This window comes from Sorangium sp. So ce375 (assembly GCF_051473855.1).
GTDB lineage: Bacteria > Myxococcota_A > Polyangia > Polyangiales > Polyangiaceae > Sorangium.
The window spans coordinates 12,502,154-12,522,826 of sequence record NZ_CP150335.1 but is presented as its reverse complement, the minus strand read 5'-3'; the positions used below and the strand labels follow the sequence as shown (position 1 = coordinate 12,522,826).

18 protein-coding genes are annotated in these 20,673 nt (G+C 73.2%); 9 read left to right on the top strand and 9 right to left on the bottom strand.

Annotated features, from left to right (window positions below; all coding sequences use genetic code 11):
• Window positions 1-250 precede the first annotated feature (250 nt).
• On the top strand, window positions 251-781 hold the full coding sequence (locus WME90_RS46535; RefSeq protein WP_437278557.1) for a hypothetical protein: 531 nt from the start codon (window positions 251-253) through the stop codon (window positions 779-781).
• A 155-nt stretch (window positions 782-936) separates the two neighbouring features.
• Here WME90_RS46535 and eutB read toward each other — a convergent pair whose 3' ends face one another.
• The 3 genes from eutB to WME90_RS46520 all read right to left on the bottom strand — a co-directional run bounded on the left by eutB (window position 937) and on the right by WME90_RS46520 (window position 5,350).
• The gene (gene eutB / locus WME90_RS46530) at window positions 937-3,141 is read right to left on the bottom strand and encodes an ethanolamine ammonia-lyase subunit EutB (protein WP_437278556.1); all 2,205 of its coding nucleotides are present in this window, start codon (window positions 3,139-3,141) and stop codon (window positions 937-939) included.
• A 39-nt stretch (window positions 3,142-3,180) separates the two neighbouring features.
• Window positions 3,181-4,593 (bottom strand): ethanolamine ammonia-lyase reactivating factor EutA, encoded by a 1,413-nt coding sequence (locus tag WME90_RS46525; RefSeq protein WP_437278555.1) that lies wholly within the window; start codon window positions 4,591-4,593, stop codon window positions 3,181-3,183.
• A 79-nt stretch (window positions 4,594-4,672) separates the two neighbouring features.
• Window positions 4,673-5,350, bottom strand: a complete 678-nt coding sequence (locus WME90_RS46520) for a DUF4336 domain-containing protein (protein WP_437278554.1) — start codon at window positions 5,348-5,350, stop codon at window positions 4,673-4,675.
• A gap of 50 nt (window positions 5,351-5,400) precedes the next feature.
• Here WME90_RS46520 and WME90_RS46515 point away from each other — a divergent pair, with 50 nt between their 5' ends.
• Both WME90_RS46515 and WME90_RS46510 read left to right on the top strand, forming a co-directional pair.
• Window positions 5,401-5,886 (top strand): MarR family winged helix-turn-helix transcriptional regulator, encoded by a 486-nt coding sequence (locus WME90_RS46515; RefSeq protein ID WP_437278553.1) that lies wholly within the window; start codon window positions 5,401-5,403, stop codon window positions 5,884-5,886.
• A 108-nt stretch (window positions 5,887-5,994) separates the two neighbouring features.
• Entirely contained in the window at window positions 5,995-6,375 is a 381-nt protein-coding gene (locus WME90_RS46510) for a hypothetical protein (protein WP_437278552.1), read from the top strand.
• 17 nt (window positions 6,376-6,392) lie between these two features.
• On the opposite strand, the gene tam is transcribed toward WME90_RS46510, so the two are convergent.
• Window positions 6,393-7,163 (bottom strand): trans-aconitate 2-methyltransferase, encoded by a 771-nt coding sequence (tam, locus tag WME90_RS46505; RefSeq protein ID WP_437278551.1) that lies wholly within the window; start codon window positions 7,161-7,163, stop codon window positions 6,393-6,395.
• Window positions 7,164-7,358: 195 nt separating this feature from the next.
• On the opposite strand from tam, the gene WME90_RS46500 reads away from it, so the two are divergent.
• Complete coding sequence (locus WME90_RS46500; protein ID WP_437278550.1) at window positions 7,359-8,273, top strand: class I SAM-dependent methyltransferase; 915 nt, start codon at window positions 7,359-7,361, stop codon at window positions 8,271-8,273.
• Complete coding sequence (locus WME90_RS46495) at window positions 8,270-8,797, top strand: oxidoreductase (protein WP_437278549.1); 528 nt, start codon at window positions 8,270-8,272, stop codon at window positions 8,795-8,797. The genes WME90_RS46500 and WME90_RS46495 overlap by 4 nt, the downstream gene beginning before the upstream one ends.
• Before the next feature lie 48 nt (window positions 8,798-8,845).
• On the opposite strand, the gene WME90_RS46490 is transcribed toward WME90_RS46495, so the two are convergent.
• Window positions 8,846-11,182 (bottom strand): PAS domain S-box protein, encoded by a 2,337-nt coding sequence (locus WME90_RS46490; protein ID WP_437278548.1) that lies wholly within the window; start codon window positions 11,180-11,182, stop codon window positions 8,846-8,848.
• A 352-nt stretch (window positions 11,183-11,534) separates the two neighbouring features.
• Here WME90_RS46490 and WME90_RS46485 point away from each other — a divergent pair, with 352 nt between their 5' ends.
• Together WME90_RS46485 and WME90_RS46480 are read left to right on the top strand one after the other, a co-directional pair.
• The gene (locus tag WME90_RS46485; RefSeq protein ID WP_437278547.1) at window positions 11,535-12,146 is read left to right on the top strand and encodes an NADPH-dependent FMN reductase; all 612 of its coding nucleotides are present in this window, start codon (window positions 11,535-11,537) and stop codon (window positions 12,144-12,146) included.
• Window positions 12,147-12,181: 35 nt separating this feature from the next.
• Window positions 12,182-13,630 (top strand): sigma-54-dependent transcriptional regulator, encoded by a 1,449-nt coding sequence (locus WME90_RS46480; protein ID WP_437278546.1) that lies wholly within the window; start codon window positions 12,182-12,184, stop codon window positions 13,628-13,630.
• A gap of 38 nt (window positions 13,631-13,668) precedes the next feature.
• Here WME90_RS46480 and WME90_RS46475 read toward each other — a convergent pair whose 3' ends face one another.
• Genes WME90_RS46475 through WME90_RS46460 form a run of 4 tightly spaced genes read right to left on the bottom strand, consistent with a single transcriptional unit; the run spans window position 13,669 to window position 18,201 of the window.
• Complete coding sequence (locus WME90_RS46475; RefSeq protein ID WP_437278545.1) at window positions 13,669-14,997, bottom strand: sensor histidine kinase; 1,329 nt, start codon at window positions 14,995-14,997, stop codon at window positions 13,669-13,671.
• Window positions 14,994-16,187, bottom strand: coding sequence for an ABC transporter permease (locus WME90_RS46470; RefSeq protein ID WP_437278544.1), 1,194 nt, complete (start codon window positions 16,185-16,187; stop codon window positions 14,994-14,996). The genes WME90_RS46475 and WME90_RS46470 overlap by 4 nt, the downstream gene beginning before the upstream one ends.
• Entirely contained in the window at window positions 16,184-17,440 is a 1,257-nt protein-coding gene (locus WME90_RS46465; RefSeq protein ID WP_437278543.1) for an ABC transporter permease, read from the bottom strand. Before WME90_RS46465 ends, WME90_RS46470 begins: the two co-directional genes overlap by 4 nt.
• Entirely contained in the window at window positions 17,437-18,201 is a 765-nt protein-coding gene (locus WME90_RS46460; RefSeq protein ID WP_437278542.1) for an ABC transporter ATP-binding protein, read from the bottom strand. Before WME90_RS46460 ends, WME90_RS46465 begins: the two co-directional genes overlap by 4 nt.
• A 457-nt stretch (window positions 18,202-18,658) precedes the next feature.
• Here WME90_RS46460 and WME90_RS46455 point away from each other — a divergent pair, with 457 nt between their 5' ends.
• The gene (locus tag WME90_RS46455) at window positions 18,659-19,612 is read left to right on the top strand and encodes a GlxA family transcriptional regulator (RefSeq protein ID WP_437283751.1); all 954 of its coding nucleotides are present in this window, start codon (window positions 18,659-18,661) and stop codon (window positions 19,610-19,612) included.
• Between the two features lie 275 nt (window positions 19,613-19,887).
• Window positions 19,888-20,616, top strand: a complete 729-nt coding sequence (locus tag WME90_RS46450) for a DJ-1/PfpI family protein (RefSeq protein ID WP_437278541.1) — start codon at window positions 19,888-19,890, stop codon at window positions 20,614-20,616.
• Window positions 20,617-20,673 lie beyond the last annotated feature (57 nt).

Below are 20,673 nucleotides of genomic sequence, written 5' to 3'. Positions count from 1 at the left end.
GCCGTTCATCTCGCGGGAGCCATCGACCCGCTGGTCGAATGGGCCAGGGCCGCCATTCTTGCGCGCGCTGACAGGTCTCGGAGTTCTCACCCTCGCCGCTCTGGCATCAGCTGAGGAGCCACGGCCGCCTAAGAAATTCCATTGGGACGGCCTCCACCTCAACGGCATCGCTCAAACGAAGCTCCCCCATCTCGCAAGGCTCGGAGTCACGTATGGTGGCGGAACGGCTCCGGGGGCTGTCCATACGGTCATGGTGAGCTTTGGACAGACCGCGAGCCCCACCCAGGAGCTCAACATTGGGTACTTCATCGGCGTCGGCGTGGGCAAGGAGAACATGTCGACGATCGAGGACAAGAAATTGGGGATCCACGGCACGTTCGAAGCGGGACGGTTCCGGGCGAGCGCGGCCACGAGCCTTCAATTCTATCAATTGATCGGAGCCATTCTTCCCATGTTCACCACGACCTTGAGGCCGCAGGCGACCCTTGTCCGGACCACGCACGTCGATCTCTTCCTCGGCGGGGAAGTCTATTCCCTCAACGTCAACGCCCAGCTCGGCTTCACGTGCGGATTACGATTCAGGGACATAAGAATCTTTGACCGGAGCTTGGATAGGCTCCTGTCGATCACCGAGATGAACGCTTGGACCAGCGTTCCAGCGCATGGAACCCTCTGGGCGGCCTACGTTGAATCGCGCCTCGGGATCGTCGTCGATCTGGAGCCCGACAAGGGAGACAATGAAGAAGAACGCGACCGGATCCGTGAGTATGGGCAGCTCTGATCGGTCGCGCCAGGGGCGCCGCTCGCCTCGTTGCGCTCGCTCAGGCTAACGCCGAGATGCCAAACAGCGAGGCTTCGCGCGAGACGCGCAGGAACATCCTGGGGTTCTCGCGGTGCCATCGCCTGGCGTAGGCCGATCCGGCCTGCGCGCTCGCCTCACGCGGCGCCCCCGGCAAGCGACGCCTCCAGCCGGTTGCCCGCTGCTCGGTGCGCGAGCACCGCCAAGACCTTCTCGACGATCACGCCCCCCGCCTCCGCGGCGGGCAGCCCGCCAGCGTGGATGTTGGAGATCACCGTGTACTCGAACCCGATCGCAGGGTTGCCGCCGAAGGCGGCGGCCGCCTCCTGGTCCGCGCCTTGCGTGAGACGATAAGCGAGATACGCCGAGAGGCTGCTCGAGGCGAGCTCGCCGCTGCCCGGCCGCTCGCCGAGCAGCATGACGACGAGCCGCGCTCCCAGCCGCTCTGCGACGGCCTCCGCGAGCTTCACGCGGCCATAGCGCGCGAGCAGCGGCTGGCCGACGGTCACGCCGCGCGCCCCCAGGCCGTCCAGCACGACGGGCAGCAGGTCGGCGATGTTGCGGTGGACAGCCTCGGCGCTCAGGCCGTCCGATACCACGATCTGCACCTCGGCCTCCTCCGGCGCGAGCCGGGCGGCGCTCTCCGCGGAGAGGCGCGCCCCGGCGTCGGCGGAGCCGAGGTGCTCGCCCTTGCTGGCCGCCGTCGTGGAGATGAGCCGGAACGCGGCGACGCGGGCCAGCTCGTCCTCGCGCAGCTCGGTGGCGAGCGCCGCCCGCGCGATGGCCTCGTCGCGACGACCGCGGCGGCTCACCGAATTGGCCGGGCGCGGGCCGGCGGCGGCGAAGCCGTACGCGGCGGGCGTGGCCGCGAGCAGCTCGGCGAGCTCGGCCTCGTCCGGGCAGAACTGCCGCACATCGCCGAAGCGCGGCCCGCGGGTGACGGCGCCCGCCTCCCCCTCCCCCGCGCGCGCCAGGATCCCTTGCGCGATGGCCCACTCAAGGAACTCGCCGCCGGGCGCGCGGCCGTGGATCTCCCGCAAGGTCTGCACGTCGTGCCCGCTCGTGTCGAAATAGGCGAGCATGCGATCGGTGTTGAGACAGACATCCATGTAGTAGCTGGCGCCCGCGGCGGTGAGGAGCTGCGTCGCCATCTGCTGTCCCTCCAGCGTGACGTGGGCGTGGAGGGTGTAACAAGGGGCCATGCCCATGGGCACGCCGAGGAGCTTGCCCATGAAGTGATCCTGGAGGTTCGCGAGGATCATCTCGCGATCGTCGAGGTGCGTCTCCGGGCCGATGAACCCGGTGACGTTGTTGACCATGAACGGGTCCCAGCGGCGGGCGAGGCCATAACAGAGCGCCTCGGCCGTGGCCATGTCGATGCCGTCGTGCTTGCCATACGTGAGCTCGCTGCCCTGGCCGGTCTCGAAATACATGAACTGCTCGGCCTGGCCCGCGAGCGGGCCGCGCGCGGCCATGCGGCGATAGCCCTCGTCGATGAGATCCACGGTGATATCGAACTCGGTGACACAGCAGGACTCGGTGCCAGCCAGGCTCTGAAAGAGGATCTCCACGGGCGCGCCCTTGTCGAGCGCGGCGAGCTGCACCTTGAGGTGCGACAGGCAGCAGATCTGCGTGGGGACGCCGGTCGCGCGGCGGATGCGGTCGAGGTGGCGGAGGATCGCGGCGGTCGTCTCCACCGTGCCGGCCGCAGGGTTGACGCCGAGCAGCGCGTCTCCGGCGCCGAGGGAGAGGCCCCAGTAGAGCAGCAGGGTGATGCCTCGGAGATCGTCGGTGGGGTGGTTCGGCTGGAGACGCGAGGCGAGCGAGCCGGGGGCGCCTAGCAGGGTGCGGGCGCGCGTGGGACGGCTGATCTTCCGGGCGAGATACACGAGCTCGTGGACGTCGCAGAGCTTGGCGAGCGCCGCGGCCATGACCCCGGTCAGGGCGCGGCCGAGGCGCGCCACCTCCGGGCCGGGGGCAGAGAGCAGGTGGTCCTTGAGCTCGCCGAGGCGCAGCGAGGCGATCCGGGCGAAACCCCCGCGATCGATGTCGTAATTGACGCGCATCACCGCGTCGACTTCGCCCCGCCCGTCGGTGAGCGGGTGATCGTGGAGGTGCTCCAGGGTCAGCTCGCCGAGCAGCTCCCGCGCGGCCTCCCGCGCCGCATCGTCCGGCGCCGCGAGGCCGGCCTGACGGTCGCCGGCCTTGCTGCAGTCGGCGGCGCCGAGGAGCTGCTTCAAGCCGCGGAACGAGCCGCGATGGCCAGACAGGCGGGCCGTGTACGCGGCGTCGGTCCGGGGGCGAGGGACGTCAATCCGGTCGAGCGGGGTCGGTTCCTTCACGGCGCGCTCCTCCCTCCACGGAAGGTTCGCCGAGCGACGTCATGGCGTCATCCCATAGAACGAGACCGGCAAGACGTGATCGCAAAGGCGGCCGACCTGGACGAACCGGGCTCCGTGCGCCTGCACCTCGTCGATGACGAGGAGGTCTATCGGCAGCGCGCCCCAGCCTGTCACGTAACCCCCGAGCGTCTTGGCCGCGTTCTGCGCGGTGAGGAGCACGAGGGGGTGCTCCGGGATCGGTCCGGCCCGGCGCAGCGCGCCGGCGAGGCGCTCGCCGAGGCGCCGGAGGGAGGGCGCCGAGACGTCGTCGAGGGCGATCTCGAGGCAGCAGCCGTGGGTGCTCCGGCGGAAGAGGTCCACGGCGCGATCGAGCTCGGCGTCCGAAGAGGCGGGCGAGAGGCGCGCCAGGATGGGCAGGTCGCGCAGGGGCAAGCGCTCGGGGCGCGGGAGGAACAGCGTCGCGCCGGAGAGCTGCGTGGCGTGGCGCAGGAGGCCGTACGCCGTGGCCCGGCCCATGCTGGCCGGCGTCGCCACCCGCGCGTTCAGCCGCGGCGAGGCGAGGATCGCGCGGGCGAGGTCCACGCCGAGATCGCCGTGGTGGGCGGGCTCGGGCAGGGAGCGCCCGGAGAGGCCGGCGTAGATCAGCTCGCCCACGCCCCCGGAGAAGGTGAGGGTGGGCGCCGCGATCCCCTCCGGCAGCGCGAAGGGCACCTGCACGTGGCGCGCGGCCGCGGGCGCGGCGAAGGCGCCGGCGCGCCCCGAGATCGCCGCCTCGAGCAGATCGACGTAGAAGGCGACGACGGCCTCGGCCTCGGCCTGCGAGAGCACCTCGCCGGGGCCGCGGCGGAGCCCGAGGTGGTCGAAGGCGGCGCGGGCCTCGGGCGAGAGCGAGCGGATGCGGCGCGAGCGCGGGTCGAGCGCGACGTGCCGCGCGCCCACGAGGAGACAGCCGGTGCGCTGGACCTCGCCGGCCAGGCCGAGCGCGAGGTTGGTGGTGCCGCCGCCGATGTCCAGGTTGACGAGGGGCTCGCCGGGGCGCGCGCGCGACAGGGGAGCGGCGCTGCCCATGAAGGCCACCCACGACTCGAGGCAGGGATCCTCGGCGACGGCGAGCAGCGCGTCGCCGACGCGCGCGCGGATCAGCGCCGCGAGCGCGTCGGCGTTGCTCCGGCGCGCGGCGAGGCCGGTGATGATCGCCCCGCCGCCGAAGAGGGCCCCGGGCGCCACGCCGGCCTCCGCGAGCCAGCGATCGAGGAGCGCCGCCGCGGCGTCGAGGTCGAGGGCGTCGCCCGCGAGGGGTGTGAGCGCCATCTCCGATCGGTAGCGCTCCTCCAGCGCGCCGAGCTCCACCCGGCCGCTGCCCGCCGCGCGCGTGAGCGTCGCCGACGCGGCGACAGCGCAGCTCGTGGTGGAGCCGAAGTCCAGGCCGAGCAGCGTGACCTGGGCGCCCATCACCGGACGTTCCTGATCCTCATGGCCAGGCCACAGTCCTACCGCACCTGCGCTCGCGCGCCGCACTACGTCGGGGACGTCAGAGCACCCGCTCGAACGCGCCCTGCAGCGCGTCTCGCCCGCCGCGCTCGACGACATCGCCGTGCGCCACGACGATGCGCTCCGGCGCCCACGCGAGCATCCGCTCCACCGACGCCCGCACCGCCGCGCGATCGCGCATCATCGAGCGCGCGAGGCGCGACGGGCCGAACCGCCCGTAAGCGTCGTTCAGGCGCATGAAGAGGCGCGTCGGGAGGTGCTCGCTCTGCGCGATGTGAAAGCAGAGATCCCAGACGAAGAGCGTTTTGCTCGGCCGGTGGAAGAAGACCACCTCGTCGAGCTTCGGCATCCCGCCGACCACCCCCTGGTCGATCTCCGCGGACCAGAGCGGGTCCGGCGCGCCGTCGAGCACGCTGGTGAACGTCACGTCGGGGCGCTTCTCCTGGAGCCCCCGGGGGCCGTAGAGCCGCGCCCCCGGGAACAGCCGCGCCGCCGCCGCGAGGCCGAGGTGGTGCAGCAGGTTCGGCGCCACGATCGCCCGCACCTCCCCGAGCGCGCGGATCTCGTCCGCCTCCCGCTCCACGCTCGGGAGCGGCGAGAACAGCAGCAGCCCGCCGTCCTCGAGGCGCACGACAGGAGATCGCACGGGAAAACGGAGAAACCCGACCTTCAACGTGTCTTCCGCAGCCCAGAGGGATTGATCGAGCCGTCGCAGCATGGTCCAATTGGTAAATCATCTTGACCATTTGGTCAAGTAAGTTGACCATTATGAACAAGCACCGCCTCGATCCCTCCGACATCGCCGAGCTCGAGCGCCGCAAGCGCGCGAGCCTCGGGCAGCTCCTGCTCCGCTCGGCGCGGCTGCTCGACGAGCGGGCGGTGGCGCGCGTCGCCCGGCGCGGCGCGCCCGGGGTGCGCAGGGCGCACACGGCGCTCATGCCGTACATCGATCTCGAGGGCACGCGGCAGATCGACCTGGCGGAGCGCGCCGGCGTGACGAAGCAGGCGGTGGGTCAGCTCGTGGAGGAGCTCGAGGCGGCGGGCGTGGTGGAGCGGACGCCCGATCCGGAGGACCGGCGGGCAAAGCGGGTGCGGTTCACGCCGCACGGGCTGAAGGCGCTCCTCCACGGGCTCGGGGTGCTGCAGGAGCTGGAGGAGGAGCTCACGCGAGCCATGGGCGAGAAGCAGATGGCCTCGCTGAAGAAGGGGCTCACCGCGCTGCTCGCTGCCCTGGAGGCGCCGGAGACGGGGTAGTCTGCGGCCGCGATGGCCGGACGACCGGGACACGATCCGGATACGCCGCCCTCACGGGCTCGCCGCCGAGGGCTTTCCGTGGCGGCGCCGCCGCGATAGGACAGCGCCGTGACACGCACCATCCCACGGTGGATACCCCTCCTTGCAGCGCTCTCCGCCGGGTGCGCCCCGGCGCCGCCCCCCGCAGCCCCGACGGCCGAAGAGACCGCCGCGAAGAAGGCCGCCAGCATGGCGCTCACCGCGCTGTCGAACCGCAAGTTCGACGTCCAGGGCTGCGACGGCTCCAAGGCGCACGTGGTCCAGGAGGCCGAGGCGCGCGCGGGCACGCCCCAGGTCGACCACTGCGTCATCCTCGTCGCGCGCAGGAGCGACCGGACATGGCTCGTCGCCGTCCGCTCCTCGCTCTCGTCAGGCTCCGTCGGGGCGCAGGCGCTCGTGACCGTGCTCCCCGAGGCCGAAGGCGTCGGCGCCATCGAGTACACGCGCTGATCCGCGCGGCGCGGCGCTCACCGCGCCGTGGCGACGAGGAACAACCTCCGGAACGGAAACGGCGTCTTCCCATCCGCGGCCTTCGGATACGCCGCCGCCACCCGCCCGCCGTATTCCTCCAGGAACTCGGCCCGCTCCTGCTCGTCGAGCGCCGCGAGCAGCGGCCGCAGCGCCGTCCCCTTGGTCCACTCGACCACCGGATTCGCACCCTCGAGGACGTGCAGATACTCCGTCTCCCAGATCTCGATCCGCGCCGCGTGCGGCGCCAGCACCCCGTAATACTCCGCCGGCGCCGCGACCGGGCTCTCCCTTACCACCGCCGCCAGCTTGTCGCGAAAGCGAGGCAGCCGGCTCGCCTCCACCATCGCCGTGTGCGACGGCGCGCCGTGGTTCCTCGGCATCTGCACCGCCAGCACGCCGCCGGCCGTGAGCCGCCCGAGCAGCGCCGGGAACAGCGCCCGGTGGTCGTCCAGCCAGTGGAGCGCGGCGTTGCTGAAGATCAGCGCCGGCGGCGCCGGCGGCGCGAAGCGCGCGATGTCGCCCTCGACGAACCGCGCCCCGGGCAGCGCCGCGCGCGCCTTCGCCAGCATCTCCGGAGAGCTGTCGACCCCGAGGAGCCCCCGGCCCGGGAAGCGCTGCGCCACGAGGCGGGTGATGTTACCGGCCCCGCACCCGAGATCGACCATGTCGCCCGGCGCGGTGAGGTCGATCCGGCCGAGCAGGTCAATCGCAGGGCGCGCCCTCTGGTCCTCGAACTTCAGGTACTGCGCAGGATCCCAGTCCGCCATCGCGCCCTCCACCGGAGCACGGCAGAGCGTGAGCTCACGCGCCGCCCTGTTCTCTCCCTACTTTCAGCAGATCCCGGCGCGCCTGTCGACGCCGAAACCGAGCGCGACCCCGGCGACCATCGCGACCCGCGGCAGCGCCGGAGCGGCCGAGCGCCGCGCTGGACATCCCTGCACGGGAGCGGCACCCTCGCGCCGGTGGATGCTCCGGAGATCTCCGATCTCCTCGTCGCCTATGATCCCGACACCCTCGCGCGCCTGCCCGTGCGCCGGAGCGCGGTGGTCGAGCGCCTCCGCGCCGCAGGCCGCCCCGGCGCGGCCCGGCTCGCGGCGCGGCTCCCGGCGCGGGACGATCTCCTCGACGAGGCCGCCGTCGACGCGCTCCTGCTCCGCGTCCACGCCGAGCTGCAGCGGCTGTCCGAGGAGTTCGATCAGGGAGCGCGCGTCCGCTCCGTGCTCGCGCCGCTGCTCGACGCGCTGCGCGCCGCCGGCGCGCCCCGGCCCCTGCGCGTCGTCGACGTGGGCTGCGGGCTCGGCTACGTCGTCCGCTGGCTCGCCGCCCGCGGCGCGCTGGGCGCCGACGTCGAGCTCGTGGGCTGCGATTACAACCGCGCGCTCATCGAGAGTGCGCGCGCGGCGGCCCGCGACGAGGACCTCTCCTGTCGGTTCCAGGTGGCCAATGCGTTCACCCTGCGCGAGCCCGCCACGGTCTTCCTCTCGACCGGCGTCGTCCACCATTTCCGCGGCGAATCCCTCGTGTCCTTCTTTCGCGAGCAGGCCAGGGCCGGCGCCCTCGCCTTCGTCCACTTCGACATCAAGCCGACCCACCTCTCGCCCCTCGGCGCGTGGATATTCCACCAGGCCCGCATGCGCGAGCCGCTCTCCCGCCACGACGGCGTCCTCTCCGCCCTCCGCGCCCACGGCGGCGACGCGCTCCTCGCGGCGGCGCGCGCGGGCGCCGAGGGCCTCTCCTCCGCGCTGTTCGACGGCCACATCGGGCCCCTTCCCGTCCTGCGCATCATGCACGCCGTGATCGGCCTCCGCCCCGACCTGCGAGCGCCCTTCGTCGAGCGGCTCGGCCCGCGCGGCCGCCGGCTCGGAGCGTTCTCGTGATCCCCGCCCTGCTCGCGCTGCTCGCCCTCGTCGACGCCGCGTTCTGCGGCTTTCGCGACGCCGCCGGCCGCAACCCGCGCATCGAGAAGCGCTCCTATTTCCTGCGCGCCGTCCGCCGCGGCGCCCTCGCGGGCCTCGCCGCCGTCGCCGCGCTCGCGGCGCTCACCTTCGCCGTGCTCGGGCTCGCGCCCGACCCCGCCGGCCTCTGGGTCGATCTGCTCGCGGCCGGACAGCGCCTGATCCTCGTCTACGGCGCCTACGCCGCCCTCGTCTGCGCGGCCCTGCTCGCCTACGCGCTGCCCGTCCACGAGGCGCGCGTGCTCGCCAGCGTCATGATCCTGGGCCCGTTCACCATGGTGCGCCCCTGGGTCCTCGCCGCGGGCGCGCTCCTCGCCGCGCTGGGCGCCGCGCGCGCCGAGACGGCCGCCCTGACGCTCGCCTCGGCGCTGGCGATCGGCCTGATCGAGCGGCTGCTCGGGCGCGGCTGGCGACGCGGCCGGCCGGTGCCGTTCCAGCCTTCGTAAACTGCCTTTCTCAAAGAGCAAACCGCCCTTCTCTAGGGGCTCAGGCCGCTACCGCTCACCGCGCGCGATCTGCGCGAGCAGCACGTCGGGGGCGATCGGCTTGACCAGGTGCGCGTCGCACCCGGCCTCCCTGGATCGGCGCAGATCGTCCTGCTGGCCGTAACCGGTGAACGCGATGATCTGCAGCGCCCTCGCGCCCGGCCCGCGCCGCATCCTCCGGGCGACCTCGTAGCCATCCATCTCCGGAAGGCCGATGTCGAGCAGGACCACGTCGGGCGCGAAGCTGCGCGCCATCTCCAGCGCCGATGCCCCGTCGTGCGCCAGCCCGATCGCGTGGCCAGCCTGCTCCAGGAGCAGCGCGAGGGCGAACGCGTGATCGCGGTTGTCGTCCACGACGAGGATCCGGCGCGGGAGCGCGCTCGGGCCCGGCCCGGCCGCCTCCCCTGGCCGGGCCGCCGCCTCGGTGGCCGGCAAGCGGACCGTGAACTCGCTGCCGCGGCCCTCCCCCTCGCTCGCCGCCGCCACCGAGCCCTGGTGCATCTCGACCAGCCTCTTCACGAGGGTGAGCCCGAGCCCGAGCCCGCCGCGCGCGCGGTCGAGCGTCGGGTGCGCCTGCTCGAACAGGTCGAAGATCCGCGGCAGCATCTGCTCCGGGATGCCGACCCCCGTGTCCTTCACCCGGACCACGATCTCCGCCCCTTCCCGGCCCGCGGAGAGCCAGATGCGCCCGCCTTCGTGGGTGTACTTCGCGGCGTTCGTGAGGAGGTTGACGATCACCTGCTCCAGGCGCGCGGTGTCTCCGAACACCGGCAGCGGCCGCGGACCGACGTCGAGCGCGAGCTCGTGCTTCGAGGCATCGATCAGCGGCGCGGCCGCCGCCACCGCCTGGCGGACGACGTCGCGGAGATCGAGCGGCGCGCGCTGCAGCGCGATCTTGCCGCGCGTGATCCGCGAGACGTCGAGCAGATCGTCGACCATGCGGCCGAGCTGGCACAGCTGCCGCTGCATGACCGACCGCGCCCACGCCCGCCGCGGCTCGGGGACCGAGGGCATCTGCGAGACGCTGAGCGAGAACTGGATGGCCGAGAGCGGGTTCCGCAGCTCGTGCGCCAGCATCGCGAGGAACTCGTCCTTGCGGCGATCGGCCTCCAGGAGCGCCCGCTCGGCGTGCTTGCGCGCGGTGATGTCATGGCAGGAGACCGCCACGCCGTCGCCGATCTTCACGGCCATGCTGCGCATCCACACGCGGTGCCCGGCGACCGTGAACTCGGCCTCTATGTCGTGCGGCTCGCCGGTCTCGACGGCCCGCACGTAGAGCGGGAACATCTCCGCCCGATCGTCGGGCATCACGTCGAGGAGCCTCCGGCCGACGAGCGCCCCCACCGGCACGCGCAGGAGCCGCGCGGCCGCCGGGTTCGCGAAATCGAACAGGAAATCGACGATCGTGCCCCCGGCGCCGCGCACCGCCTGGAGCACGACGAACGCGTCGGGCGAGAGCTCCTGGGCCGCGCGGAAGCGCTCCTCGGTCTGGCGCAGGTCGGTGATGTCGATGTTGATCCCGATCCACTCGCGCACGCGCCCCTCGGCATCGAGCAGCGGCACCGCCCGGGCCTGCGTGCGCCGGTAGCTGCCGTCCTTGGCCCGGATCCGGTACTCCGTCTCGTAGCGCGACTTCGTCTCGACCGCGCGCCTCCAGGCCTGCACCGTCCGCTCCCGGTCGTCCGGGTGGACGACGGCCAGCCACCCGCGGCCGAGCATCTCCTCGGGACTCTGACCGGTGATGGTGCACCAGTGCGGGGAGTGCTGCTGGGTGAGCCCCTCCGGCGACGTCGCCCAGACGACCTCCGCGGTGGCCTCGACGAGGCCGAGGTAACGGTGCTCGCTCCAGCGCTGCGTCTCCTCGGCCTGCTTGCGCTCGGTGATGTCCTTGACCACGCTGATCGTCCGCACCGGCTCGCCGCGCTCGTCCCTGATCACCGCGCCGCGCACCACCGCCCAGCGGACGCGGCCGTCCTTGCGGACGTAGCGCTTCTCGCTGCGCCACTCGAGGTGCCCTCCGTTCAGGGCCTGCATGGAAGTGGCGGTGTCCCGGGGGCGATCGTCGGGGTGCGTGAGGTCGGCGAAGGGGCGATCGAGGAGCTCGGCCTCGGAGTAGCCCGTCAGCTCGCAGAAGGCCCCATTGCACCCCACGATCCGCGCCGTCACCGGATCTCCCACGACGAGCGGCACACCGGCGAGCTCGAGCGCCTGGAGCAGGTCGCGCACGCTCACGAGGTCCGCGCAGATCCCGCTCGCGCCCGGGCGCGTCCCCCCCGAGCCAGCCCTTTTTGCCTCGGAGAGCGCGGAGCTCGCCGCGCCCTCCAGCTCTTCTTGAGTCGATGTCACCCGCCCCCCGCGACGCCCCCGCCGAGGCAGCCGGCCTGCGTACCGGTGGCCGAGCACGTGGCGTCGCGGACAACGTAGAGCAACGGCGCCCCCCCGGGAGCTCTGGAATCGAGCCGGCTCGGCCCTCCACAGCGGCTCCGGCGCGGCGAGGGCGCGGCGTGGATCGGAGTCGCCTCTCGCGAGCCCCCCTCGATACGGCGCCTCTCACCGCGGCGCGGGGCGCGAGGTCGAGGACTCGCCGCGCCGACGAACTCCTCGACCCGCCGCGCGAGCGCGGAGTAGCATCGCGCGCCGCAATCCACCGTTCACAGAGGACCGCCGCGCGACCCGTCGCCGGCCGCACGCAAGACCTATGAAGCTCGCCGTCATCTCAGGCAGTCACCGCAATGGCTCCGAATCGGGGAAGATCGCCCGCTACGTGCAGCAACAGCTGACACCATCGGCGGACGTCTCCTCCACGTACACGCTCGATCTCGCCGACAACCCCCTTCCGCTCTGGGACCCGGAGGTATGGCAGCCGTCCGAGAAATGGGAGCGCGTCTGGGCCCCCATCTCCGCCGAGCTCAAGACGTCCGACGCCTTCGTGATCGTCGCGCCGGAGTGGGGCGGCATGGTCCCGGCCGGACTGAAGAACTTCTTCCTCCTCTGCTCCCGGGGCGAGCTCGCGCACAAGCCCGCGCTCATCATCGGCGTCTCCGCGAGCACGGGCGGCTCCTACCCGATCGCGGAGCTGCGCATGAGCAGCTACAAGAACACGTACCTCTGCTACATCCCGGACCACGTGATCGTGCGCAACGTCCGCGGCCTCCTCAACGACCCGGAGGCGCCGCAATCCCCCGACGACGAGCGCATCCGCGAGCGGCTCCGCTACGCGCTGGGCATCCTCCTCCAGTACGGGAAAGCCCTGCGGCACGTCCGCGAGAGCGGCGTAGTCGATCTGGCCAAATACCCGTACGGGATGTGACCGGCCCCCGGCGCCGAACAGGCTAGTCTCGCCGGGTGCCGAAGATCCTCGTCATCGACGATCAGCCCGCCGTCTGCGTCGCGCTGACGACGCTGTTCGAGCTGCACGGGCACGAGGTCCGCGTCGCCGCCACGCCCGACGAGGCGATGGCGGCGGTGCTCGGCGACGAGCTCGGCGCCGTGGTCCAGGACATGAACTTCCGACAGAGCGCCACCTCGGGCGAAGAGGGGATGGATCTGCTCCGCCGGATCAAGGCGGTCGACCCGGAGCTGCCCGTCGTGGCCATGACCGCGTTCACGTCGATCGCGGGCGCGGTCGAGCTCATCAAGGCCGGGGCCAGCGACTACGTGCCCAAGCCGTGGGACGACCAGAAGCTCGTCGCCACCGTCGGCAACCTCGCGCGGCTGCGGGCGCTCGAGCAGGAGAACGCGCGCCTCCTGGCCCAGCGCGGGCGCGCGCGGCACAGGCTCGCCGAGCGCCACGATCTGGCCGGGCTCGTGTACGTGAGCGACGCGATGCACGAGGTCGTGAGCCTCGCCGTCAAGGTCGCGCCCGCGGACGTGCCCGTCCTCGTCACCGGGCCGAACGGGACCGGAAAGGAGCTCCTTGCCGCCATCGTCCAGGCCAACTCGCGGCGGCGGGACCGGCCGTTCGTCAAGGTGAACGCCGGGGCGCTCCCCGACGAGCTCGTCGAGGCGGAGCTGTTCGGCGCCGAGCCAGGCGCGTTCACCGGCGCGACCCGCCTCCGCATCGGCCGCTTCGAGGAGGCCGACGGCGGCACCCTCTTCCTCGACGAGATCGGCACGCTGTCGCTGAACGGCCAGAAGAAGCTGCTGCGCGTCCTCCAGACCGGCGAGTACCAGCGGCTCGGCAGCAGCGTCACCCGCAAGGCCGACGTGCGCGTGCTGAGCGCGACGAACCGCGATCTCCCGCGGGCGATCGCCGAGGGATCGTTCCGCGAGGACCTGTACTTCAGGCTGAACGTCATCGAGTTGACGATCCCCGCGCTGCGCGATCGCCCCGAGGACATCGTGCCGATCGCGAGCCACCTGCTCGATCGCCTCGCCGCGCGCGCGGGGGGCGGCGAGCGCGTGACGCTCGGCCCGCGCGCGCGTCACGCGCTCACCGAGCACGACTGGCCGGGCAACGTGCGCGAGCTCGAGAACCGGCTCACGCGCGCGGCGCTGGTGCGCAAGGGCGAGACGATCGAGCCGCACGACCTGGGGCTCGACGCGGCCGCGCGCGTCCCGCCGGGCCCGGGGGGCGCGCACGGCGTCGCGCCCTCCACGCACGCCGCGTCGGCCGCGTCGGCCGCGTCGGCCGCGCCTCCCGCGTCATTCGCCGAGCGCGCCGAGATCGAGCGCGCGCTCGTCGAGGCGCGGGGCGTCGTCGCAAAGGCCGCGGCGTCGCTCGGCCTGAGCCGGCAGGGGCTCTACCGGCGCATGGACCGGCTCGGGATCCAGATAGAGCGGAAGCTCAAGTAACGCGCTCGGGGAAGCTGGAGCAGGGCGCTCGCGGGAGCTCAGGGAGCGCGCTCGTCCGGCGGCGGCGGCAGCCGGCACTCCGCCTCGGCCCCGCCCCCCTCGCGGCGCCGGAGCGCGAGCGCGCCGCCGTGCGCGGTCGCGATCTCGCGGCAGAGCGCGAGGCCGAGCCCGCGGCCCTGCTGCTTCGTCGAGTAGAAGGGCAGGAGCGCCTTGCCCGGCGCGTCGTCGGGGAGCCCGTGGCCGCGATCCGCCACCGTGAGCGCGAGCTCGCCGGTCGAGAGGCGCCGCACCGAGACCTCGATCTGCTCGGGCGGGCTCCCGGCCTCGACCGCGTTCTTGAGCAGGTTCAAGAGGAGCTGCTGGATCTGCGCAGGGTCGAAGAAGCCGGGCTCGGCGGGGGCGTCGCGGAGCGTGAAGGGCGCGAGCCCGCGCAGCCGCTCGAGGAAGGGGTGCCACGCGACCCGCTCGGGGGCGGGTGGCGGGAGGCGCGCGAGCTCGGCGTACGCGGCGAGGAAGCGGGCGAGGTGCGCGCTCCGCTCCTCGATGGTGTCGAAGACGACGCGGAGGCGCTCCCGCTGCTCCGGGCGATCGAGCAGGAGGCGGCCCGAGTGGATCAGCGACGAGACGGGCGCGAGCGAGTTGTTGAGCTCGTGGCTGATCAGCCGGATCGCGTTCCTGTAGAGCTCCGCCTCGCGGCGCGAGATCTCGCGCGTGAGCGACCGGACCGAGACGAGGACGTGCGCCTGCGTGTTCAGGCGGAAGGCCCGGCGGGCGACGTACAGCGTCTCGAGCTCGCCCCGGCGCTCGACGGACACGAGCGCGTCTCGGCCCGAGGCGATCGCGGCGCGGAGCTCCTCGGGCTCCCCCGCGAGCAGCGCGGAGAGCGTCCTCTGGCCGATGCGCTCGCCCGCGGCGAAGAGGGCGCGCGCGGCGCCGTTGCCGTACACGATCCGGCCCGCCTCGTCGTGGAGCACCATGGCGACGGGCGTGGCGTCGAGCGCCGTCTCGAGCAGGAGCTCCTTCTGGTAGAGGTCGTCGCGCTGCGCGCGCAGCGCGTCGCCGAGGCGGTTGTGGCGCTCGACGAGATCCCCGAGCTCGTCCCGGCGGTCGCGCCGGACGCGCCAGGTGTAGTCGCCTTCGGCGAAGCTCGCGAGGCCGTCCGTCACCGCGCGGAGCACGCCGAGCGCGCGCCCGAGCAGGAGGCGGGAGCCGATCGCGCCGGCGATCAGCGCGAGCCCGAGCCCCGCGAGGGCGCACAAGGGCAGAGGCACCTGCGCCCGCGCCGCGGCGAGGCTTCCGGCGCAGGCGGCGGCCGAGCTCAGGAGGCTCACCGCCGCGTGGCGCGCGCGGAGCGGCGCCGGCCTCATGATCGCGACGCCTCGGCGGGGGAGACGGCGCTCGCGCGGAGCGCCGGCAGGAGCGCCGCCACCATGCCGGCGAGCCACACGGCCACGGCGACGAGGGCGACCGTGCGCGGATCCAGCGGCAGGTCGAGCTCCGGGGCCGCCGCGCGCGCCGCGGCCCGCAGCGCGGCGAGGGCGGCGGCGCCCACGGTGAGGCCGGCGGTCGTGAGGAGCGCGTTCTCCATGAGGATGAGGCGCGCCACGTCGGCGCGGGTCGCGCCCAGGGCGCGGCGGATGCCGAGGGCCTGGCGGCGCTCGGACACGAGCAGCGAGGCCATCCCGATGCGCCCCAGGAAGACGACGATGAGCATCATCCCGATCAGCGCGAGGGCGAGGGCGCCGGCGCCGCGGTTCGTGTGGGTGTCGAGCTCGGCGCCCTCGTCGAGCGCGCGCACGAGCACGACGCGGCGCGGATCGGCGCGCTCGAGGGCCTCGCGCACCCGCGCGCCGGCGCGGTCGTCGCCCCCGTCGGAGTCGAGCCGGATCAGGTAGGCGAGCGTGCGGCCGAGCGGCGGCCCCTCGGCGGCAAAGAGCACGCTCCCGGCGTCGGGCCCCAGGGCGGCGCGGAACGACGGCACGACGCCGACGATGGCGAGCGGCTTCTGCCGGGCGCTCCGTCGCACGATCTGCCCGACCGCGCGGCCGTCCGGGAAGAGGCGCGCCGCGAGCGCCTGCGTGACGACGGCGGGCGTCGCTGCCGTGTCCGCGGCGTCCCCGGGGGCGAGCAGGCGTCCTTCGAGCGGGGCCAGGCCGAGGACGGCGGCGACGCCGCCGCGGTCGTCCAGCATCCACGCGAGCGCGCTCGCGCCGCCCGGGGGCGTCGCCTCGACGAGCTCCCGGTGCGTGATGTTGAACGGCGCCGAGCTCGCCTCGGCGGCGCCGCGAACGCCGGCGACGCGCGCGAGGGCCTCGGTGTCGCGGCGGACCGCGGCCTCGTGCTCGCCGCGGGACGCGAAGCTCGGGCCGTCGCGCTCCGTCACGGCGAGGAGCAGCGAGCGCGTGTCGATGCCGCGCGGCGCGGCGGCGGCGCGGGCGTAGTGGACGGCGAGCCCCGAGGCGTGCACGGCGACAGCGAAGCCGAAGGCGGTCTCGAGCACCATCAGGAGCGCGGGGATCTTCTGGCGGGCGAGCGCCCTGACGATGGGGCCGATCACGAGCGCCGGAGCCCTTCGGCGGGGGGTTGCCTCGCCGCGCGCCACGCCGGGAACGCGCCGGCGAGGAGGCCCAGGACGAGCGCGGCGGCGAGCGTCGCGGCCGAGGTGCGCGCGTCCAGGTGGTAGTCGATCGGCCGGAGGCGGATGACGCGGTTGACGACGGCGAGCACCGCCGCGGCGACGCCGAGGGAGAGCGCGGCGCTGCCCACGGCCACGAGCGCGGCCTCGAGCAGGAGCTCGAGGAAGACGGCGCGGGAGCTCGCGCCGAACGCGCGGTAAACGGCGATCTCGGCGCGCTTCGTGCGGAATTTCCCCTCGAGCAGCCGCGCGGCGTTGAGGGTGCAGGCCCCGAGGAGCACGTCGGCGAGCAGGGCGAAGAGCGTCGTGCCCGGGTCGTCCACGAGGAGGGCGTGCACGCGCTCGCGCGGCACGATCTCGGCCCCGAGGACGCGCCGACCGCGCGCGCGCTCGCGGGCCACGTGGGCGTCGAGCTCGGCCTGAAACGCGGCGCGGCGAGGCGCGTCGGGGAGCTCGACCACGAGCTCGATCCAGCCGTTGTCGGAGGCCGCGAGGGCGTCGAAGCCCCCGCTCGGGTCCTCGCGCTCGTGGATCAGCGGCGGCCGCACGCCGAGCGCGATGCCCACGGCGCTCGGCGCGAAGACGATGGGGTGGACCGGGGCGCGCCCGCCGGGAGGGGCCGGGATGGCGACGACGCCGGCGACCCGGAACGGCTCTCCGAACAGGCGCAGCGTGCGCCCGAGGCCGCTCGCCCCGGCGAACAGCGCGCGCTCGGCCGCCTCGGTGAGCACGACCGGGCGATCCTCCCCGGCGCCCTCCGCCAGCGACCAGAGCGCCCCGCTGCGGACCGGGATCCCGAACATCCCGAACAGATCGTGGGTGCAGAACGCCACCATGACCGGAACGAGCGGGCCGCCGTCGGCGCTGCCGGCGGCCATGGCCGCGAAGAGGTCGGTCTTGCGCGAGGGGTGGGGGCTCCCGAGGAGGACGCGATCGCGCAGGCTCGGGGGATGGATCGCCCCCGGCTTCACGGGCGAGCCGCCCTCGTGCGGCACGGAGACGAGGTAGACCCCGCGCGCGGACGAGAGCGGGTCGGAAACGCGCTCGGAGAGGACCGCGCGCGCCGCCGTCCACGCCGCGAGGCCGAGCGTGAACGCCAGCAGCACGATCGCTGTATGGCCCGGCTGCCGCCCGAGGCTCCTCCGGGCCAGCCAGAGCGTGTGGCCGAGCCTCATGCGCGGCCCGCCGCCGTCGCCGGCGCCTCCGCGCGCGCGGGGTCCGAGGGCGCCGCGCCAGGGTCGGAGGACGCCCACGGAGGGTCGGAGGACGCCCACGGATCGATGAGCTTGCCGTCGAGCACGTGCACCTTGCGGCGCGCGCGCGCCGCGAGCTCGGGGTCGTGCGTGGTCATGACGATCGTGGTGCCGCCGGCGTGGATGCGCTCGAGCAGGTCCAGGATCTGCCGCGCCGAGCGGGAGTCGAGGTTGCCGGTGGGCTCGTCGGCGAGCAGGAGCGAGGGCTCGCCGACAAGCGCGCGTGCGATCGCGACGCGCTGCTGCTGGCCGCCCGAGAGCTCGCTGGGCCGGTGGTGGAGCCGCGCGCTCAGACCGACGTCCGCGAGCGCACGTTCGACGCGCTCGCGCCGCGCGCGCGCGCCCATGCCGCGGACCCGCAGCGGCACGTCCACGTTGTCGAACACGTCGAGATCGGCGATGAGCTGAAAGCTCTGGAAGACGAAGCCGATCTTCCGGTTCCGGAGCGCGCTCGCGCGGACGTCCGACAGCCCCTGCACCGGCTCGCCGTCGAGGAGGTACTCGCCCCCGTCGAGCGGGTCGAGCAGCCCGGCGACGTTGAGGAACGTCGTCTTCCCGGAGCCGGAGGGGCCCATCACGGCGAGGAACTCGCCGCGCGCGACGTGCAGCGTGAACCCGGAGAGCGCGTGGGTCTCGACCAGGCCGCGCCGGTAGACCTTTGTGACGTTCGTCATCCGCATCATGTCGGTCTCGGAGGCGCGTCGAGGGCGCCGTCCCTCCTGGCGGGCGCCGGTGTCCGGCGGCTCTCGGTCGTCGGGGCCGCTGGGCACGAGCCATCGGCCATCGTCACGAGCGAAGCAATACCCGATCTTCATCCGGAAATGACGGTCAATGAAGGTCAACGACGGTCAACGACGGTCATCGATGGTCGCCGCGCTCGAGCGCCGCCCCGCGGGCGACGACCCCTCCGCCGCGACGGCGCCTGTCGCGCCGCACGCCGCTCGTCAGGCCGGGCGCGACGAACCGGCCCGCGCCCACCTCCCGCCGAAGGGCGCTTGGCAGGAAATGCAGGTACTTTATCTCCACGGCCATCTGCCCGACAGCTACCGTCGTCGCGTGAAGCGGCTCCCTGCATCGAAATTCGCTCCCTGGGCCACACCGCGCGCGCACCGCCATGGACCGACGCGCAGGGTCGTGGCCGTGGCCTACGACGGCGCGAGCGCCATCGACGTGGTGGGGCCGACGGACGTATTCGCCCTGGCCTCGGAGGTCGCCAGGGCGAAGGTGCCCGGCGCGCCCCCCGCGTATGCGATCGAGATCGCCGCCGTGTCCGGCGGCGTGATCCGAACGTTCTCGGGGGCGCAGATCGTCGCCCACAAGGCGCTCGCGGAGCTCGCCCCCGGCATCGACACGGTGCTGGTCGCAGGAGGCGAGACCCGTGAAGCGACGCGGGACGCCCGGCTGCTCGACTGGCTCCGCGCGACGACACCCCAGGTGCGGCGCCTGGGCTCCGTCTGCACCGGCGCCTTCATCCTCGCCGCCGCGGGGCTGCTCGCGGGGCGCCGAGCGGCCACGCATTGGCATTCCGCGGCCGCGCTCGCGCGCGAGTTCCCCGGTGTCGAGGTCGACCCCGACGCGATCTTCGTGCGGTCCGGGAAAATCTATACGTCGGCGGGCATGACGGCGGGCATCGATCTCGCGCTCTCGATGGTCGAAGAGGATCTCGGATACGACATGGCGCTCACGGTGGCGCGGGGGCTCGTTGTGTTCCTCAAGCGCCCGGGCGGACAGTCCCAGTTCAGCCGCCCGCTCCTCGCGCAGACGGTCGCCACGGGCCCGCTGCAGGGCGTGATCGACTGGGTCCTCCGGCACCTCGACGCCGACCTGCGCGTCGAGGCGCTGGCGGAGAGGGCCGCGATGAGCCCGCGCAACTTCGCGCGGACGTTCACCCGCGCGATGCGGATGACCCCGGCGAAGTTCGTCGAGGCGGCCAGGCTGGAACAGGCGCGCTCCTGCCTCGAGGGGGGCCGAGCGTCGATGAAGCAGGTCGCCCGCGACTGCGGCTTCGGCACGGACGAGCGGATGCGGCGCGCGTTCCAGCGCACCCTGCAGGTCACGCCGGAGGACTACCGGCGGCGCTTCGGTCGATCGTGAGCTGACGCCCGGCGCGCGGCCGAGGGCGGTGGTCGCTCGCCGGCTCCCTCGTGCGCGGCCGCGCGCGATGGGGGCGCCGGGGCCCTGCGCGTGTGTGTCCTGAAAGCAGGGGTCGATGTCCTTTCGGTCCCCGTCGGCGTCGCTCACACTCAGGTCCACGAAGCGCGTTCCGTCGAGCGTTCGTGAAAGCCAGGCGCGGGGACGCGTCGAGGCGAGGCTCCGCGACGGGGGCGCGCACCAGCAGATGACGGAATGAAAGGATCGAGGACAAAAAGATGGCGAACGCAGTCGAACTCAAGCTGCCAGATCCACAGCCGCCGCTCCAGGTCGGCATGGTGCTCTACCCGGGCCTCACGATGCTGGATCTGATCGGCCCTCACAACGTGCTGACCGCTCACGCGACGACCTATCTGCTCTGGAAGACACGCGACCTCGTCACGTCGGATTCCGGGGTATCCATCCAGCCGACCGCGACCTTCGGCGACTGTCCCGACGACCTGGACATCTTGTTCGTACCGGGCGGCATGGGCACACCCGACGCCATGGCGGACGAGGAGATCCTTCGGTTCTTGAGGGATCGGGGCGCTCGTTCCAGGTACGTGACCTCCGTATGCACAGGATCGCTCGTCCTGGCCGCGGCAGGTTTGATGCAAGGATACAAGGCCACGACGCACTGGTCGACGCGCCACATCCTGGAGGCGTTCGGCGTGGAGTGTGTCCGGGCGCGCGTGGTGGTCGATCGCAACCGGGTCTCGGGCGGCGGGGTGACAGCGGGCATCGACTTTGGGCTGGCGCTCCTGGCGCTGCTGCGCGGGGACGACGCCGCGAAGATGACGCAGCTGATGCTGGAATACGACCCCGCCCCGCCGTTCAACGCCGGGGTGCCCGAGGCCGCGGGGCCCGAGCTGACCCGGCGCATCCTGAGCGTCCTCGAGCCGTATGATCTGAAGATGCGGAAGATCGCCGCGGAGAGCGGCGCGGCGATCGCGAGCGCCGGCGCGTGAGATCACGTCACGCGCGCCGGCGCTGCGCGCGCCGCGCGCGGATGCATCTGGACAGGC

Coding starts and splice junctions, on each gene's coding strand:
- WME90_RS46535 (WP_437278557.1), top strand. CDS start 251: ATGGTGAGCTTTGGACAGACCGCGAGCCCCACCCAGGAGCTCAACATT.
- WME90_RS46525 (WP_437278555.1), bottom strand. CDS start 4,593: ATGGGCGCCCAGGTCACGCTGCTCGGCCTGGACTTCGGCTCCACCACG.
- WME90_RS46520 (WP_437278554.1), bottom strand. CDS start 5,350: ATGCTGCGACGGCTCGATCAATCCCTCTGGGCTGCGGAAGACACGTTG.
- WME90_RS46515 (WP_437278553.1), top strand. CDS start 5,401: ATGAACAAGCACCGCCTCGATCCCTCCGACATCGCCGAGCTCGAGCGC.
- tam (WP_437278551.1), bottom strand. CDS start 7,163: ATGGCGGACTGGGATCCTGCGCAGTACCTGAAGTTCGAGGACCAGAGG.
- WME90_RS46485 (WP_437278547.1), top strand. CDS start 11,535: ATGAAGCTCGCCGTCATCTCAGGCAGTCACCGCAATGGCTCCGAATCG.
- WME90_RS46475 (WP_437278545.1), bottom strand. CDS start 14,997: ATGAGGCCGGCGCCGCTCCGCGCGCGCCACGCGGCGGTGAGCCTCCTG.
- WME90_RS46465 (WP_437278543.1), bottom strand. CDS start 17,440: ATGAGGCTCGGCCACACGCTCTGGCTGGCCCGGAGGAGCCTCGGGCGG.
- WME90_RS46460 (WP_437278542.1), bottom strand. CDS start 18,201: ATGATGCGGATGACGAACGTCACAAAGGTCTACCGGCGCGGCCTGGTC.
- WME90_RS46450 (WP_437278541.1), top strand. CDS start 19,888: ATGGCGAACGCAGTCGAACTCAAGCTGCCAGATCCACAGCCGCCGCTC.